Annotated in this window: 13 protein-coding genes; 7 read left to right on the forward strand and 6 right to left on the reverse strand. The window is 69.9% G+C overall.

Translation table 11 applies throughout. The features are described 5' to 3' along the window. Positions 1-49: 49 nt before the first annotated feature. Positions 50-1,549, reverse strand: a complete 1,500-nt coding sequence (locus Psi02_RS20610) for a hypothetical protein (protein ID WP_239095052.1) — start codon at positions 1,547-1,549, stop codon at positions 50-52. Positions 1,550-1,698: 149 nt separating this feature from the next. Continuing rightward, complete coding sequence (locus Psi02_RS20615; protein WP_373317254.1) at positions 1,699-1,944, reverse strand: hypothetical protein; 246 nt, start codon at positions 1,942-1,944, stop codon at positions 1,699-1,701. 100 nt (positions 1,945-2,044) lie between these two features. Here Psi02_RS20615 and Psi02_RS20620 point away from each other — a divergent pair, with 100 nt between their 5' ends. The 4 genes from Psi02_RS20620 to Psi02_RS20635 all read left to right on the forward strand — a co-directional run bounded on the left by Psi02_RS20620 (position 2,045) and on the right by Psi02_RS20635 (position 7,842). Continuing rightward, complete coding sequence (locus Psi02_RS20620; RefSeq protein WP_203976547.1) at positions 2,045-2,611, forward strand: HhH-GPD-type base excision DNA repair protein; 567 nt, start codon at positions 2,045-2,047, stop codon at positions 2,609-2,611. A 177-nt stretch (positions 2,612-2,788) separates the two neighbouring features. Next, positions 2,789-4,879, forward strand: a complete 2,091-nt coding sequence (locus Psi02_RS20625) for a SpoIIE family protein phosphatase (RefSeq protein ID WP_203951678.1) — start codon at positions 2,789-2,791, stop codon at positions 4,877-4,879. 217 nt (positions 4,880-5,096) lie between these two features. Beyond that, on the forward strand, positions 5,097-6,806 hold the full coding sequence (locus Psi02_RS20630) for an RNA polymerase sigma factor (protein ID WP_203976549.1): 1,710 nt from the start codon (positions 5,097-5,099) through the stop codon (positions 6,804-6,806). A gap of 67 nt (positions 6,807-6,873) precedes the next feature. After that, positions 6,874-7,842 (forward strand): hypothetical protein, encoded by a 969-nt coding sequence (locus tag Psi02_RS20635; RefSeq protein ID WP_203976551.1) that lies wholly within the window; start codon positions 6,874-6,876, stop codon positions 7,840-7,842. Here the strand turns inward: Psi02_RS20635 and Psi02_RS20640 are convergent. Next, the gene (locus tag Psi02_RS20640; RefSeq protein WP_203976553.1) at positions 7,835-8,581 is read right to left on the reverse strand and encodes a YaaA family protein; all 747 of its coding nucleotides are present in this window, start codon (positions 8,579-8,581) and stop codon (positions 7,835-7,837) included. The genes Psi02_RS20635 and Psi02_RS20640 overlap by 8 nt on opposite strands. An 87-nt stretch (positions 8,582-8,668) precedes the next feature. Here Psi02_RS20640 and Psi02_RS20645 point away from each other — a divergent pair, with 87 nt between their 5' ends. Next, the gene (locus tag Psi02_RS20645; protein WP_203976555.1) at positions 8,669-9,409 is read left to right on the forward strand and encodes a GNAT family N-acetyltransferase; all 741 of its coding nucleotides are present in this window, start codon (positions 8,669-8,671) and stop codon (positions 9,407-9,409) included. A 55-nt stretch (positions 9,410-9,464) separates the two neighbouring features. Here the strand turns inward: Psi02_RS20645 and Psi02_RS20650 are convergent, their stop codons facing one another. Continuing rightward, a complete protein-coding gene (locus Psi02_RS20650) occupies positions 9,465-9,698 on the reverse strand; it encodes a DUF7455 domain-containing protein (protein ID WP_203951673.1) in 234 nt (77 codons plus the stop codon). Between the two features lie 245 nt (positions 9,699-9,943). Between Psi02_RS20650 and Psi02_RS20655 the strand changes: the two genes are divergently transcribed. Then, positions 9,944-12,016 carry a DNA gyrase/topoisomerase IV subunit B gene (locus Psi02_RS20655; protein WP_203976558.1) on the forward strand — a complete coding sequence of 691 codons (2,073 nt, stop codon included), beginning with the start codon at positions 9,944-9,946 and terminating at the stop codon, positions 12,014-12,016. Here Psi02_RS20655 and Psi02_RS20660 read toward each other — a convergent pair. After that, positions 12,013-12,732, reverse strand: coding sequence for a DsbA family oxidoreductase (locus Psi02_RS20660; protein WP_203976560.1), 720 nt, complete (start codon positions 12,730-12,732; stop codon positions 12,013-12,015). The genes Psi02_RS20655 and Psi02_RS20660 overlap by 4 nt on opposite strands. 183 nt (positions 12,733-12,915) lie before the next feature. Between Psi02_RS20660 and Psi02_RS20665 the strand changes: the two genes are divergently transcribed. Continuing rightward, the gene (locus Psi02_RS20665; protein ID WP_239095030.1) at positions 12,916-13,299 is read left to right on the forward strand and encodes a winged helix-turn-helix transcriptional regulator; all 384 of its coding nucleotides are present in this window, start codon (positions 12,916-12,918) and stop codon (positions 13,297-13,299) included. Positions 13,300-13,321: 22 nt separating this feature from the next. Here the strand turns inward: Psi02_RS20665 and soxR are convergent, their stop codons facing one another. Then, entirely contained in the window at positions 13,322-13,774 is a 453-nt protein-coding gene (soxR, locus tag Psi02_RS20670; protein WP_373317639.1) for a redox-sensitive transcriptional activator SoxR, read from the reverse strand. Between the last annotated feature and the right edge of the window lie 39 nt (positions 13,775-13,813).

A 13,813-nucleotide genomic window follows, 5' to 3' on the forward strand; every position in this document is an offset into this window, starting at 1 on the left:
CGCCCCCCTCGCATCACCAATCCTGCCGCAGGTCGACCGGGCCGCGGGGTCAGACCGGCGGTTCGTCCGGGATGTCGGCGATGTCGTCCAGAGCCGCGGCCAGTTCGTCGGGGTGGTCGCCGATCCGCTCGGCGATCTCGATGAGGATGTGCAGCACGTCGTGCCGGTCGTGCCCGAGATCGATCAGCCGCTGGGCCGCCTCCCACAGTTGCGGAGGGTCGCCGACCCACAACCTGCCCGCTATCTCCTCGTGCCAGGCGAGATGCTCCTCGAGGTCGTGCCTGCTCAGCTCGTCCGCGTGGTCGATCTCGAGCAGGATCCGCCGGTCCGCCTCGTCCGACGGGTTGAGCAGGTCGAGGTCGGTCGAGCCGCGCATGCCCTGGAGCAGCGGGAACGCGAAGGCCCGCCGGGCGAGGGCGGACAGGTCGCCGTCGGGCAGCAGCCGTCGCACGAGTGAGGGGTCGAGGCCGAACGACGTCGGGTCCCGGTATGCCTCGGTGAACCGTGCCGTGGCCTCCCAGACCGCGTCCAAGGTGGCCCGGACGCCCTCTTCCGGCAGTCCGATGCGCGGGGCGGCGAAGCGCACCCAGGCCGACAGCACGTGCGGAACGGCGTCCTGCTCGGCGGGGGAGAGCAGGACCTTGCGCGGCAGCCAGTCGAGCAGGAAAGTCTCGCACTTGGTCGGGCTGACCCGCATCGGCCGCCCGAAGTCCTGGTCACAGCCGTAGTCGATGATGTGGTCGGTGCATCGCGAGGCCGCCGACGGATCGGACAGGTTCTCCGCCGCGTCCGAGGCCAGGAACTCGGCCGCGAGCATCGCTCGGCGGTCCCGGCTGTAGGGGGCCTCCGTGTGCGCCGGTTCCGGCCGCAGGCGTCCCGGCGGCAGGGCCTTGATCCGCGACCGTGCGAAGGCGTGATAGGCGCTGTAGCTGTCGCTGACGAGCTTGGGAGCCTTGCGGCCCTGGGTGGCCCCAGTCGCCTTCATGGCGAAGTCCAGCAGCGCCCGGGCCTGTTGCGGCTCGATCTCCTGGAAGCGCAGCAGGGCGTTCCCCGAGGCCTCCTGCCTGGCCTGCTCCAGCAGCTTGTCGACCTGCGACGACACCCACGCGTCCCTGGCCATGCCGCCCATGTTGTAGTCGACCACCACGACCAGGGCATGCGTGTCATGCCCGTTGTAGGCGAAGGTGCACACGACGGTGTCCTGGTCGCCGTAGACGTCCCTGGAGACGTAGCACCCCGCGGGCTTCACCGCGCCTACACGGTCGGCCCACTGCGGCCTGGCCACGTCCGACTCCATCAGCGCGAGCGCGGCGCCCTCGGCCTTGGCGGCCTGGCGGGCGGTGCCGAGATAGGCGACGGAGACGAGCAGCGTCAGCGCCGCGGGGGTGCCGGCCTTGGCCGCGTAGTCGACGAGACCCTCGCCGAGAATCTGCTCGACGTCGCCGCCGCGCAGCCGCCTCCCCCACCAGGCGCCGAGCATGTCGGACACCATGAGCTCGGCGTCGAGCGGGCTGCGCACGGCCAGCAGCTCCCGGGCTGCCAGCAACATCTCCGCGAAAACGTCGTCCGGCGGCCGGGTCTCCCGGGGATCTCGTCGGTGCCGACGACTCACGAGAACTCGTTCCGCTCGCTCACGCTCCCACCCTCTCGCATTCCCGCGCCGAACGGCATCAGGAACGCGGGCCGGTGACGTCCCCGTTATGTGCGGGACGGCGGAGCCGAGTTGACCATTCCGAGCAGGTGCTCGCGGGCGACCCGCTCGACGATCTCGGGTGTGACGTCGAGCCCCAGGTGACCTGCGCACGCGGACACGTCCGTGACGCAGCGGTTGATGGAGCTCACGGGGATGCTCAGGAATTCGGCGGCCAGCCGGGCGATCACGTATCCGCGGAGCTCGGCCTCCGCGGACGGGCCGCCACTGACACGCATTGCGAGTGCGGGCATAGGCTGCGTTCCTCGCTCAATGGGGACCTGCCGCCCCTTATTCCACCCCTTTCCGGGCGACTGTCAACCCTTTGATGACGTCACATGCCAAGCTTGTCGCATGCGGATCCAGCTCGCACAGCAACCGGAGGCCGACGAGTTGCTCGGCCGCAACCCCCTCGCCCTTCTGATCGGCATGCTGCTCGACCAGCAGATTCCGATGGAATGGGCGTTCTCGGGGCCCCGGGCCATCGCCGACAGGATGGGCCGTGACTTGGCCGCGCGGGAGATCGCCTCCTATGATCCTGCGCAGTTCGCGGATCTGCTGGCGGCCAAGCCCGCGGTTCATCGCTATCCGAAGTCGATGGCGGGCCGGATCCAGCAGCTCGCGGCCTACCTGGTCGAGCATTACGACGGTTCGGCCGACGGGGTGTGGGAAGATGTCGGCGATGGTGCCGAGCTGCTGGGCCGGTTGATGGCGTTGCCCGGATTCGGGCGGCAGAAGGCACAGATCTTCGTGGCACTGCTGGGCAAGCAACTCGGTGTCCGGCCGCAGGGGTGGCGTGAGGCGGCCGGGCCGTACGGCGAGGAGGGCGTGCACCGGTCGGTGGCCGACGTCGTCGACGCCGGCAGTCTGGAACTGGTCCGTGCGACGAAACAGGAAGCGAAGCGGGCGGCCAAGAAGTAAGCCGGATCTTCCTGCGCGGGGTGCCGGTCTTTTGACAGGATGCGTTGACCGTATGGCGGGCGGGGCTTCCGTCCGTACATGCCCATCACCGATGATGTAGGGCAGATCTGCGCTACCAATCACAGTTATGGAGATGTGCCTCGTGGGAGAGCCTGGCACGCGACGGAGGTGCCGACCATGAGCGCCGAAACCTCCGTGCCCCGGCCCCGGGAGTCCGGTTTGGACATCTCAGACTCCGACCTCTTCAGAGGTTTGATGTCGGAGGCTCCGTTTGCCTTTGCCTTTTTTGACCCCTCTGGTCGATTTGTCCGCGTTAATTCAACATTTACCGAACTGACCGGACATCCCGTCGAGCGACATCTCGATCGCCGCCCCGCGGAACTGCTCGCCGCCGATCTCACGGCGCTCATCGACTCGGCCCTGCGCCGGATCGGCGAGGAGGGCCTGCCGGTCACCGACCAGCGGATCAGGACCAGGGCGGAGAACGGCGACAGCCGCCACTGGGCGGTCTCGTTCTACCCCATGCACGGCGACGAGGGCGTCGTGGGCGTGGCCCTGTTCGGCATCGACCTCACCGAGCGGCAGATGACCGAGGAGGACCTGCGGCGCAGCGAGGAGCGGTACCGGTCGCTCGTCGAGTCGCAGCAGCAGCTCGTGTGGATCACCGCCCCGAGCGGCAGCGTCGTCGAGGACGCGCCGCAGTGGCGGGCCATCACCGGCCAGGGCCTCGAGGAGTACCTCGCCCACGGCTGGCTCGAGGCCGTCCACCCCGACGACCGGCCCGGGGCCGAGGAGGCGTGGCGCGAGGCGCTGCGCGGCCGGACGATGTTCGAGTGGAGCTACCGGGTCCGCACCCGGGCCAGCGGCTACCGGCACTTCGAGGTCCGCGCCGTGCCGATCATCAGGCACGGGCGGGTGGTCGAGTGGGTCGGTGCGAACTCCGACGTCACGCCACAGCGCGAGGCGGAGGAGATGCGCGGACGCCTCACCGACCAGCTCGGCGCCGCGGCCCTGCGCACCGCCAGGCTCCAGGGCGCCACGGCCCTGCTCGCCGAGGCCCTCACCGTCGAGCAGGTGGTGCAGGTCATCATCGACGTCGGCCGTACGGCCCTGGCCGCCGACCACTCGGCGGTCGCCCTGCTCGACCCCGATCGGGCGACGCTCAAGGTGATCAACAGCGGGGGCATCCCCGACGCGCCCGGCGCGCCGGGCGAGGACATCCAGCTGTCCCAGTCCAGCGTGATGACCATCGCGGTCAACAGCCGCCGCCCGGTCTTCGCGGAGTCGCCGGACAGCCTCCGGACCAAGCTGGTGGACGCCGGCGCGGAGGAGGAGCAGATCCTGGGCTTCCTCCGGCACACCGACGAGCGCGCCTGGGTCGGCCTCCCGCTGCTGGCCGCGGGCCGCGCCCTCGGCGCGCTGCGGTTCTCCTTCACCCGCCCGCAGAAGATCTCCCAGGAGGACGGCGTCTTCCTGGAGGCCCTCGCGGGCCAGTGCGCGCTCGCCGTCGAGCGGGCGACGTTGTTCGAGCGTGAGCACCGGACCGCCGAGACGCTCCAGCGGAGCCTGCTGCCCGATCGCCTGCCGGTCGTGCGGGGCCTGGAGCTGGCCCAGCGGTTCAGGTCGGGTTCGCGCCACGTCCAGGTCGGCGGCGACTGGTACGACGCGTTCGTCCTGCAGGACGGGCGCGTGGCGGCCGTCGTCGGCGACGTCATGGGCAAGGGCGTCAAGGCGGCGGCGGGAATGGGCCGCATCCGCAACGCGATGCGGGCCCTCGCGCTGACCAACCCGCCGCCCGCCGCCGTCCTCACGGGTCTCGATCGGGTCTTCGAGGCCACCGAGGAGGAGGAGCAGGTCACCACGCTGGCCTACATGGTTGTCGAGCCGGGCACGGGAGAGGGCACGCTGGCGCTGGCCGGCCACCCGCCGCCCCTGCTCGTCTCACCCCAGGGGACGGCGATGCTCCACGAGACCGAGCCCGGCACGCCCCTCGGCTGGGCCACCAGCCGGAGGCAGTTCAGGTTCTGTGTGCCGCCCGGGCACACCGCCGTCCTCTACTCCGACGGTCTCGTCGAGAACCGCAAGCGTGGGCTGGATGCGGGTCTTCGTGAGCTTTCGTCCGTTGTGGCCGAAGCGCCCCCGGAGGTCGTGAGCAGCCCTCATATGTTGCTGGATTTCCTGGTGGACCGAATGTTGTCCGGGTATGAGCAAGATGACGACGTGACGGTACTCGCAGTTCATGTGCCGTCCGCCACGAAGAGTGACTGAATGAAACAGTCATAACGGTTGCTTTCGGGTATCAGTGACCGGCTTCCGTACGCACTAGTCTCTCGGTCCGCCTAGGGTGGAGAGGCAACCGGCGGTACGCGGCCGTATTACGTGCCGTGGCGTGCCACAATGGCATGTCGCGGTCCGCGCGGCCTCACCACCGGAAAAGAAGAAGCACTGGGTCCATTCCCGCCATGCGTTCGTTCGAGAGGTGTTCGTGTCGCCTGCAAGTTCGACTCGCTCGAAGCCGTCGGAGCTGAACGAGCCAGTGATTCAGCAGCTCCTCGAGCGTGGGCGCTCGCAGGGTTTCCTCGAGTCCGAGGATGTCCGCAAGGCCTTCGAGGAAGCGGACATCCCGCTGTCGCACGCCGCTGGATTCCTGCGCAGCCTCAGCAAAGAGGGTGTGACCGTCGTGGTCACCGCTGCTGACTCCGCTGCGCCGAAGCGGTCCCGAGGTCAATCCAAGCGTCGCACCACCGCGCCCGTCAAGAAGACGACGACCAAGTCGGCCGCGGCGAAGGAGTCGCAGCCGGAGACCGTCACCGCCGTGGTGACCGACTCCGCGCCGACGGCCAAGCCCGCGGCCAAGAAGGCGCCGGCGAAACCGGCCGCCAAGCCCGGAGCCGCCAAGCCCGCTCCGGCGAAGGCGCCCGCGCAGGCGGCCGCCAAGAAGGCCGCGCCGGGGGCCAAGCCCGGAGCCAAGGACGCGCCCGCCAACGGGCCCGAGTCCAAGGTGACCAAGGCCGACGCGAAGGCCAAGTCCGCTGACGCGTCCGAGGACGAGGACGATCTCGACCTCGAGGCCGATGTCGAGATCGAGGACCTCGACCTGGAGGTCGAGGACGTCGACCTGGAGGTCGAGGCGGACCCCGAGCCCGACGCGGAGGCCGAGCCTGACGCGGAGGCCGAGACCGACGAGCCCAAGGCCGAGGTCGTCGTCCAGTCCGACGATGAGGTCCTGATCCTCACCGATGACGACGACGACGCGCCGGTGGCCCAGGTCGCGGCCGCTGGTGCCACCGCGGACCCGGTCAAGGACTACCTCAAGCAGATCGGCAAGGTCCCGCTCCTCAACGCCGAGCAGGAGGTCGAGCTCGCCAAGCGGATCGAGGCCGGCCTGTTCGCCGAGGAGCAGCTGTCCAGCGACGGCGAGCAGCTTCCGGTCGATGTGCGGGCCGAGCTCGAGTGGATCGCCGAGGACGGCCGCCGGGCCAAGAACCACCTGCTCGAGGCCAACCTCCGTCTGGTCGTGTCACTCGCCAAGCGCTACACCGGCCGCGGCATGCTCTTCCTGGACCTGATCCAGGAGGGCAACCTGGGCCTGATCCGTGCGGTCGAGAAGTTCGACTACACCAAGGGCTACAAGTTCTCGACGTACGCCACGTGGTGGATCCGGCAGGCGATCACCCGGGCCATGGCCGACCAGGCGCGGACCATCCGCATCCCGGTCCACATGGTCGAAGTGATCAACAAGCTGGCCCGTGTCCAGCGGCAGATGCTGCAGGACCTCGGCCGCGAGCCCACGCCGGAGGAGCTGGCCCGCGAGCTGGACATGACCCCGGAGAAGGTCATCGAGGTCCAGAAGTACGGCCGCGAGCCCATCTCCCTGCACACTCCTCTCGGTGAGGAGGGTGACAGCGAGTTCGGCGACCTGATCGAGGACTCCGAGGCCATCGTCCCGGCCGACGCCGTCAGCTTCACGCTGCTGCAGGAGCAGCTGCACTCCGTTCTGGACACGCTGTCCGAGCGGGAGGCGGGCGTCGTCTCGATGCGGTTCGGTCTCACCGACGGCCAGCCGAAGACTCTTGACGAGATCGGCAAGGTCTACGGGGTGACCCGTGAGCGCATCCGCCAGATCGAGTCCAAGACCATGTCGAAGCTCCGTCACCCGTCCCGCTCCCAGGTTCTGCGGGACTACCTCGACTGATCGGCTTTAACCTCTCTGTAACACCGCGGTAGCGCGCCGTGCACCCTGACACTCCTAGGCTCCGGCCATGGGAGCGATCGAGGTGGAACCGGCGCGTGCTCGGGGGCCACGAGCGATCTCAGCCCGCCCTTGGGCGGACGCCATGCTCGACGAGGCGGCCGAGGCCGTTCGCAGGGGGGTTCTCGCCGCGGGGGCCTCGGCTCTTCTGGGGAGCCGGGGCGATCCCGAGGTGAGATCACTGCGGGTGGAGGCGCTGTCGCGCACCGCCGTCGGCTCGAGCCGGTCGATCGAGGCGCTCGTCGCCGCCGACCAGGCCAATCCGGACCTCTGGCTCTGGCTGGGCCGTACGAGGATCGAGGAGGCCTGGGCGCTCAAGCCCGACGTCCGGGCGAGAGCCGTACAGGCGGACCGGCTGCAGAGCTATCACGCGGCCATGGAACTCGGCCGCCAGCCGCTGCTGGCGGCGGCCGCGCTCGCTCCCAGTGACCCGGTGCCATGGGAGTGCCTGATGTGGCTGGCACTCGGGCTGGACCGGCCCAGAGCCGACAAGGACTCGGTCTGGCTCGAATCCTCGCGCCGATGGCCGACGTTGTACGGCGCGGCGGTCGCGCGCATGGTCACGCTGTCACCCAGCTGGGGCGGTGCCGCGCAGGAGATGCTCGAGTTCGCCCGCCTGGCGGCCGCCCGCGCCCCTGAGGGGAGCCCACTGCCGGCGCTCGTGCCGCTCGCCCACTTCGAACTCGTGGCCTCCGAGCGCACGCCGATGTCGCGTGGCGGGTGGTTCCCGTTCGACGTCCAGCGGGAGATGATCGCCGCCGCCGGCCGGTGGTCGGAACGGCGGCCGGGGGGCGCCCATCCCAGGGCCGTCGAGGCCCACAACGCGTTCGGCGCCGCGTTCTTCCTCACCGATCTGCGGCGGCCCGCACGGGGTCACCTGGTCAGGACCGGCGGGAGGTTCAGCGAGCTGCCGTGGTCCCATCTCGGCGACCCCGGTCAGCAGTACCAGCGGGCGTGCGGGCGGCTCAACGTCAGCTGACGATCACGTCCAGCGTCCACGGCCTGCCTGGCCGGGGACGGTCTCCCAGCTCGGTCCGATGTCCCCGCTCCGCCAGGAACCCGGCGAGCTGCTCGGCGGTCCTGAGCCGGTCCGGGCACTCCACGAGAGAACGGGCGACGGCGCCCCTGGTCGCCTTGGCCATGTGGCTGACCACCGTGCGCGCCCCCGCGGCCTCGCGCAGGACCCGTACGGTCACCGCCCGCTCGCCGGGCTGCCAGGCCGCCGCGTAGGTGGAGGAGCGCAGGTCCACCACCAGGCCCTTGACCGGTTCGAGGGCGGCCGACACCGAGGGCTTCCAGAACGCCGCCAGGCCACCCATGGGCGGGAGCCGCACGCCCATGGACAGCCGGTACGGCGGGACCTTGTCATTGAGTCTCAGGAGCCCCCAGAGCCCCGAGAACACCACGATCCGGCGGGTCGCCCTCGCTCTCGCCTCGGCCGGCAACGAGCTCAGGCCCAGGTTGTCGTACAGCACGCCGGTATAGAGCTCAGACACGGGAAGGCCGGGCGCCGTGCGCAGCTCGCGGTTGAGGGCGATGCCGGCCGCCTGGCCGTCCGAGAGGCCGAGCACCGACTGCGCCTGGCCGGATTCGGACAGCGCGATCAGGGCGTCGAGCACCTTCTCACGCGGGGACGCCAGCTCGGGGAAGCTCAGCCGCCTGAGTTTCGAGGTCCCCCGGGGCGCCTTCCCCTCTGAGGGTGGCAGCAGGATGAGCACGATCCCGCACTTTATTAGGCCGTGGAGCCGAGCGTGCGGGCGCCCCGAGCTCCGGGGACACGACGAGGGCTCGACTACGCTCCACGGATGGATCGGGAGATGCCGCCGTTCGACCGGCTCGTGGATGAGGCGTGGCCTGCCCCGCACCGGGTGGAGGCGGAAGGCTGGATCTACCGGCACGCGGGCGGCGTGACCAAGCGGGCCAACTCGGTGCTCCCACTGGGGGCGCGAGCGGATCTGCCCCGGGCCGTCGACGCGGCCGAGGGCTTCTACGCGGGGCTGGGCCTGCCGTGCGTGTTCTCGGTGGGAGCGCAGGCGCCACCTGATCTGGACCGCGTGCTCGAGGGCCGCGGATACCGGCGGGTGGACCCCACGCTCGTCATGACGGCGTCGCTGGCCGAGCAGGCCGTGGGAGCCGTCCCGGACGTGGAGATCCACGACAGCCCTTCCGAGTCGTGGTTGCGCACCTGGTGGCAGGTGGACGGGGGCCGGCATCCGGACGGGGGTGAGGTCGCGGCACGCGAATGGGCCGAGCGCATCCTCGGGGGCGTCGGCGCGGGCTACGCGTCCGCGGGCGCCGGGATGGCGGTGGGACGCGGCGTGCCGCAGGGGGATTGGCTGGGGATCTACTGCATGGCCGTGGACCCTGGCGCAAGGCGCCGGGGTCTGGGCGGATCGGTGCTACGCGCCCTGCTCGCCTGGGGACGGGAGCGAGGCGCGAGCCGTGCGTATCTCGTTGTCACGATGGCGAACGCCGGAGCCCGCGCCCTGTACGAGGGCGAAGGCTTCGGCGTCGCCGGGAACTATCACTACCGGATCGCACCCTGACGACACCGTCGGTGTGGCCGGAATGAGGGATCATTCCGGCCACACAGATCGATGATCAGCGTTCGTCGTCCGAGGCGGTCGCGGGGGATTCACTGAGTCGGGCCGACTCGTCCTGGATCTCAGCGCCTTTGTCGCGCAGGGCAGCCACGTGCTGACGCCCGTGATGGGCGCAGAACAGCAACTCCCCACCTACCACTGGCAGGGTCGCGCGGATGTAGGCCTGAGCTCCGCACCGGTCGCACCGGTCCAGGGCTGTCAGCGGCTTGGTGGGGGCGAGAGCTCCAGTCACGTATCGCCTTTCGGGTCGCCCCACGGTGTGGGGACGTTGGCGTCAGTCACTTGGCACAACATCTAACCGGATGGGGGGCTTCCCAACCGTGCCGCAACTACGCCGAGAGCAGAATGATCGGGAAAGTGACGCAGATCACAGCGTTGGTGCTGAGGACCCCGCTGCGCCTGGCAAGCTGGTACGCGTAAAAACATGGGTGAGGGTAAGCTGCGTACGCGTGTTCGATTGATAAGTGGGAGCTCGGTGTGACGGCGGTTAGCGCGGAGACGGGTTATACGGCTCGTCATCTCTCAGTGCTGGAGGGCCTCGAAGCCGTCCGTAAGCGCCCGGGGATGTACATCGGGTCCACTGACACCCGCGGTCTCATGCACTGCCTGTGGGAGATCGTGGACAACGCCGTCGACGAGGCGCTCGCCGGCTTCTGCTCGCACATCGAGGTCGAACTGCATCCGGACGGGTCGATCGAGGTCCGCGACAACGGGCGCGGCATCCCCGTCGACGTCGAGCCCAAGTCGGGGCTCGCCGGAGTCGAGCTCGTCTACACGAAGCTGCACGCCGGCGGCAAGTTCGGCGGCGGCTCCTATGGCGCGTCCGGCGGCCTGCACGGCGTGGGCGCCTCCGTCGTCAACGCGCTGTCCTCGCGCCTGGACGTCCAGGTCGACCGTGACGGCCGCACGCACGAGATCAGCTTCCGCCGGGGAGTCCCCGGCGCCTTCGAGGGCGACGGCCCGACCGCCAAGTTCCGCAAGAAGTCGGGGCTGCGCGACGGCGGCGCGGCCGGGCGGAAGGCCACGGGGACGCGGGTCCGCTGGTGGACCGACCGCCAGATCTTCCTGCCCGAGGCCGAGGTCTCGGTCGATGAGATCCATGTACGGCTGCGCCAGACGGCCTTCCTGGTGCCGGGCCTGTCCCTCATGCTCCGCGACTCCCGGGGCGAGGAGCCCGTCGAGGAGTCCTACCGCTTCGACGGCGGCATCAGCGAGTTCACCGACTTCCTCGCCCGCGACGAGCCGGTGTGCGACGTGCTCAGGCTGCAGGGCGCCGGGCACTTCCACGAGACCGTGCCGGTGCTCGACGAGCAGGGCCACATGACGTCCACCGAGGTCGAGCGCGAGCTCGTCGTCGACGTCGCGCTCCGGTGGGGCAAGGGCTACGAGACGACCGTGCGCTCGTTCGTCAACGTGATCGCGACCCCCAAGGGCGGCACTCACGTGGCGGGCTTCGAGCGCGCCCTCGTCCGCACGGTCAACGAGCAGCTTCGTGAGACCCGGCTGCTCAAGAACGGCGACGACCCGGTCACGAAGGAGGACATCCTCGAAGGCCTGACGGCCGTCGTGACCGTCCGCGTCCCCGAGCCGCAGTTCGAGGGCCAGACCAAGGAGGTGCTCGGCACCTCCGCGGCCACCCGCATCGTGGGCCACGTGGTCTCACGTGAGCTCAAGGCCCAGTTCGCCAATCCCAAGCGCGGTCAGAAGCAGCAGTTGCGGGCGATGCTCGAGAAGGTCGTGGCGGCGGCCAAGGCCCGTATCGCCGCCCGGGAGCACCGCGACAACCAGCGCCGCAAGTCGGCCCTGGAGAACTCGGCGCTCCCCGCCAAGCTGGTCGACTGCCGCAGCGACGCCGTCGACCGCAGCGAGCTGTTCATCGTCGAGGGCGACTCCGCGCTCGGCACCGCGAAGCTGGCCCGCGACTCGGAGTTCCAGGCGCTGCTCCCCATCCGGGGCAAGATCCTCAACGTGCAGAAGGCGTCCGTCGCCGACATGCTCAAGAACGCGGAGTGCGCCGCGATCATCCAGGTGGTCGGAGCCGGATCGGGCAGGTCGTTCGACATCGAGTCGGCCCGCTACGGCAAGATCATTCTGATGGCCGACGCCGACGTCGACGGCGCGCACATCCGCTGCCTGCTGCTGACCCTCTTCCACCGCTACATGAAGCCCATGGTCGAGGCCGGCAGGGTCTTCGCGGCGGTCCCGCCCCTGCACCGGATCGAGGTCACCAACCCGGGCAAGGGCCAGGACAAGTACGTCTACACCTACTCCGACGCGGAGCTGCGGAAGGTCATGCGAGACCTGGAGCGGCGGGGCAAGCGCTGGAAGGACCCCATCCAGCGCTACAAGGGTCTGGGCGAGATGGACGCCGACCAGCTGGCCGAGACCACCATGGACCCGCGCCAGCGCGTCCTGCGCCGCGTCAGGATCGAGGACGTCGAGGAGGGCGAGCGGATCTTCGACCTTCTCATGGGCAGTGACGTCGCCCCGCGGCGTGAGTTCATCGTCGGCAGCGCGGCCGAGGTGGACCGCGACCACATCGACGCCTAGCTGGTGGGGCGGGGGACCGCGCAGCCGTCCGGGCCGCACATCCCGTCGCCGTCTCCGAGGGCCGGCAGGGTCCGGGAGGCGGGGCGGCTCTCGTCCCATGCTCTGATGATGGCGGCGAGCAACTCGTCGGTGCCGATCGCGCCGGGGACGGCGTACCTGCCGTCCAGGACGAGGAACGGGGTGCCCTGGGCGCCGAGGCGCTGGGCCGCGCGCTGGTCGGCCGCCACCCGATCGTGGTAGCGCCGGCCGGCCAGGGCCTCGGCCGCGCCGTCGCGGTCCAGGCCCGCCTCGGCGGCGAAATCGAGGACCTCCTCGGCGGTCCAGAGTTTGCGGGCCTGCCCGAAGTGCGCCCGGAACATCGCCGTCCAGATCTCGCCGCCGCGGCCCTGATCGGTGGCGTAGGCGAGGAGTTCGTGGGCGAGGTCGGTCGGACCGAGCGTGCGTTCCAGCGCGTGGTAGGGCGTCAGGCCCTCCATCCGGGCAGCCGCTTCGATCGCGCCGAGGATCTGCTCGCCGGTCGCCGCGGGCATCCCGGCCATGCGGAACAGCTCACGCTGGGTGACGCCTTCCCGGGGCAGGTCGGGGTGCACCTGGTACGAACGATGGATCACCTGCACGTCCGAGGTGTGCTCGAAACGGTCCAGGGCCCGGCGCAGCCTGTCGTCCATCAGCCCGCAGTACGGGCACACGATGTCCGACCAGAACTCGATCTTCATTTGAGGTCATCCTCATTTCCTCGATACATACCTTCTGTTCGTAACCAGATGGTGCATTAGAATCAGAAGCTGTACAAAATGCACATTCATGTGTGTCGGGGCCACGACGACAGAAGGGCGGCAGGCATGGGAGCGACGGGCGTCCGGAAGGCGCGGACGAGCGTACGGGCCAACGTGCGAAGAGTGCCCGGACCGTGCGCCCACTGGGACGACCAGGACGCGGACTTCATCCGGGAGGTCCTCGACCTCGTCGGCGACAAGTGGAGCGTGCTGATCATCGGAACCCTCGCCGACGGCCCGACCCGCTACTCCGATCTCGCCGACGCGATCCCCGGCATCTCGCAGCGCATGCTCACGCTCACCCTGAAGCAACTGCGGCGCACCGGGCTCGTCGACCGGACCGCGTATCCAGAGGTCCCTCCGCGGGTCGAATACTCCCTGACCGACCTCGGCACCTCACTGCTGTCGATCGTCCTGGCCCTGGCGGCATGGTCCGCCGACCGCCATGCCGAGATCCGCCGCCACCAGGCCGCCTTCGACGCCGCCACGGCGCCCGCGGGCTCCTGAGCCCGGGGACCCCGGCCGGACGCTAGGAGCGGAGCAGGCGCCGTGCGCCGGGACCGTCGTCGCCGAGGGTGTCGCACGGGTTCGCCAGCGCGCACCGGTCGATCGACAGGCAGCCGCAGCCGATGCATTCGGTGAGGTCGTCCCGCAGTCGCTGGAGGTGCTCGATGCGGTCGGTCAGATCGTCCCGCCACCACGCGGACACGCGTGCCCAGTCCTCGCGGTTCGGAGTGCGCTCCTCCGGCAGGAGGTCGAGGACCTCCTTGACCCGGCTGAGCGGGATGCCCACGCGTTGCGCGACACGGATGAAGGCGACGCGGCGAAGGGCGTCACGGGAGAAGCGCCGCTGGTTGCCGCTGGTGCGGCGGCTCCGGATGAGCCCCTGGCGCTCGTAGAACCGAAGCGCTGACGTGGGGACGCCGCTCCGGTCCGCCAGGTCGCCGACCGTGAGCTCGCGGGCCTGCCAGGACAGAGTCACGCCCTCACGCTAGCCGACATGAACCATTGTTGAAGTACG

Origin of the sequence: Planotetraspora silvatica (assembly GCF_016863315.1) — a bacterium.
GTDB lineage: Bacteria > Actinomycetota > Actinomycetes > Streptosporangiales > Streptosporangiaceae > Planotetraspora > Planotetraspora silvatica.